We start from the raw sequence: 3,217 nt of genomic DNA, 5'->3' as shown, positions 1-3,217 counted from the left end.
GATGCGGGTGGTTAGCATAAAAGCTTCAGTATTTGGCGGTCACAACGCGGTACCAGAATATCAACTGGTTGTCCATCGACTACGCCTGTCGGCCTCGCCTTAGGACCCGACTAACCCAGGGCGGATAAACCTAGCCCTGGAACCCTTAGTCAATCGGCGGACGGGATTCTCACCCGCCATTCGTTACTCATGCCTGCATTCTCACTCCCACACGCTCCACCAACCGTTCCCAGCAGGCTTCACCGCACGCAGGACGCTCCCCTACCCACCCACACAACCTTAGGCAGGTCCCCTGCCCAGGCTCTTTCATGTGTGAGTGCCACAGCTTCGGCGGTACGCTTAAGCCCCGCTACATTGTCGGCGCGAAACCACTTGACCAGTGAGCTATTACGCACTCTTTCAAGGATGGCTGCTTCTAAGCCAACCTCCTGGTTGTCACCGCGATCTCACATCCTTTCCCACTTAGCGCACACTTAGGGGCCTTAGCTGATGATCTGGGCTGTTTCCCTCTCGACTACGAAGCTTATCCCCCGCAGTCTCACTGCCATGCTCAACCTAATGGCATTCGGAGTTTGGCTGACGTCAGTAACCCATAGGGCCCATCGGCCATCCAGTAGCTCTACCTCCACCAGGCAACACACAACGCTGCACCTAAATGCATTTCGGGGAGAACCAGCTATCACGGAGTTTGATTGGCCTTTCACCCCTACCCACAGCTCATCCCCCAGGTTTTCAACCCTGGTGGGTTCGGTCCTCCACACAGTCTTACCTCTGCTTCAACCTGGCCATGGGTAGATCACCCCGCTTCGGGTCCAGAACACGCGACAGGCGCCATATTTCAGACTCGCTTTCGCTACGCATACCCCACACGGGTTAAGCACGCCACGTATCACTGACTCGCAGGCTCATTCTTCAAAAGGCACGCCATCACCCCACAAGGCTCTGACGGCTTAAAGGCACACGGTTTCAGGTACTATTTCACTCCCCTCCCGGGGTACTTTTCACCATTCCCTCACGGTACTATGCACTATCGGTCATCAAGAAGTATTTAGGCTTACCAGGTGGTCCTGGCAGATTCACACGAGATTTCACGAGTCCCGCACTACTCGGGCACCTATCCCACCTGCGCATGCAACAGTCCATCTACACGACTATCACGCACTCCGGTCCGCTATCCCACACGGTTCAACTACCATCACACACGCAAGCCCCTCCCCGGCAGAGAAGAGACGAACAAGCCCCACAACACCGCACACGCAACCCCCGCCGAGTATCACACGCACACGGTTTAGCCTCCTCCGCTTTCGCTCGCCACTACTCACGGAATATCTTTTCCTACGGGTACTAAGATGTTTCACTTCCCCGCGTTCCCCCCACCACCCTATACACGTTCAGATGATGGTAACCAAGCACAACCCTGGTTAGGTTCCCCCATTCGGACACCCTCGGATCAAAGCTCGCTCGCCAACTCCCCGAGGCATATCGCAGGCCGCAACGTCCTTCATCAGCTCTTGATGCCAAGGCATCCACCGAATGCCCAACAAAACTAAACAAAACCACACAACAAGAAAATAAAGATGCTCACAACCACTATACAAATCACAAACAACCCACCACACACACCACCACCCCCCAAACACCCCACAAACACAGGGCGCAACAAAAAAGAGAGGCGGCAACATGCGAGCCAAAACGCTCAAACGGTGTTGAACGTGAACCCGACAGCGTGTCTGCTTCCATGGAGCTTGCACCCCTGTTTTCCACTAAAAAACACCCACGCACCCACACCCACCAAGAAAAACCCTCGGTGAACACATGCGAGCACAAGAAACACACACCACACACACTCACGTGCCATGATGCGCATCCCCAAAAACGGGCTCCCTAGAAAGGAGGTGATCCAGCCGCACCTTCCGGTACGGCTACCTTGTTACGACTTCGTCCCAATCGCCAATCCCACCTTCGACCACTCCCCCCGGAAAACCGGTTAGGCCATGAGCTTCGGGTGTTACCAACTTTCGTGACGTGACGGGCGGTGTGTACAAGGCCCGAGAACGTATTCACCGCAGCGTTGCTGATCTGCGATTACTAGCGACTCCACCTTCATGGGGTCGAGTTGCAGACCCCAATCCGAACTGAGACTGGCTTTAAGTGATTCGCTCCACCTTACGATATCGCAACACTCTGTACCAACCATTGTAGCATGCGTGAAGCCCAAGACATAAGGGGCATGATGATTTGACGTCATCCCCACCTTCCTCCGAGTTAACCCCGGCAGTCCCCCACGAGTCCCCACCATAACGTGCTGGCAACATAGGGCAAGGGTTGCGCTCGTTGCGGGACTTAACCCAACATCTCACGACACGAGCTGACGACAACCATGCACCACCTGCACACCCCCAACCAAATGCCACCACATCTCTGCAGCGTCAGGGTGCATGTCAAGCCTTGGTAAGGTTCTTCGCGTTGCATCGAATTAATCCGCATGCTCCGCCGCTTGTGCGGGCCCCCGTCAATTCCTTTGAGTTTTAGCCTTGCGACCGTACTCCCCAGGCGGGGCACTTAAAGCGTTAGCTACGGCGCAGAAACCACGGGTGGCCCCCACACCTAGTGCCCAACGTTTACAGCGTGGACTACCAGGGTATCTAATCCTGTTCGCTCCCCACGCTTTCGCTCCTCAGCGTCAGTAACGGCCCAGAGACCCGCCTTCGCCACCGGTGTTCCTCCTGATATCTGCGCATTCCACCGCTACACCAGGAATTCCAGTCTCCCCTACCGCACTCAAGTCAACCCGTACCCACCGCACGCCCCCAGTTAAGCCAGAGGATTTCACGGCAGACGCGGCCAACCGCCTACAAGCCCTTTACGCCCAATAATTCCGGACAACGCTCGCGCCCTACGTATTACCGCGGCTGCTGGCACGTAGTTAGCCGGCGCTTCTTTACCCACTACCCTCACCACAACCCAAAGCTGCGGCTTGACCATGAGCGAAAAAGGTTTACAACCCGAAGGCCTTCATCCCTCACGCGGCGTCGCTGCATCAGGCTTGCGCCCATTGTGCAAAATTCCCCACTGCTGCCTCCCGTAGGAGTCTGGGCCGTATCTCAGTCCCAATGTGACCGGTCACCCTCTCAGGCCGGTTACCCGTCAAAGCCTTGGTAGGCCATCACCCCACCAACAAGCTGATAGGCCGCGAGCCCATCCCCCACCAGAAAAA

The 3,217-nt window shown here is 56.1% G+C and carries 2 rRNA genes; both read right to left on the bottom strand.

The annotated features are described in order from the left end of the window. Window positions 1-1,553: ribosomal RNA gene (locus QP442_RS08370) — 23S ribosomal RNA — on the bottom strand; the annotation flags it as partial. Window positions 1,554-1,888: 335 nt separating this feature from the next. After that, window positions 1,889-3,217, bottom strand: a 16S ribosomal RNA gene (locus QP442_RS08365); the annotation flags it as partial.

Source organism: Pauljensenia sp. UMB1177 (assembly GCF_030217965.1).
GTDB lineage: Bacteria > Actinomycetota > Actinomycetes > Actinomycetales > Actinomycetaceae > Pauljensenia > Pauljensenia turicensis_A.
Note: the sequence above shows the minus strand (reverse complement) of the source record. Positions and strands in the feature narration are given on the sequence as shown.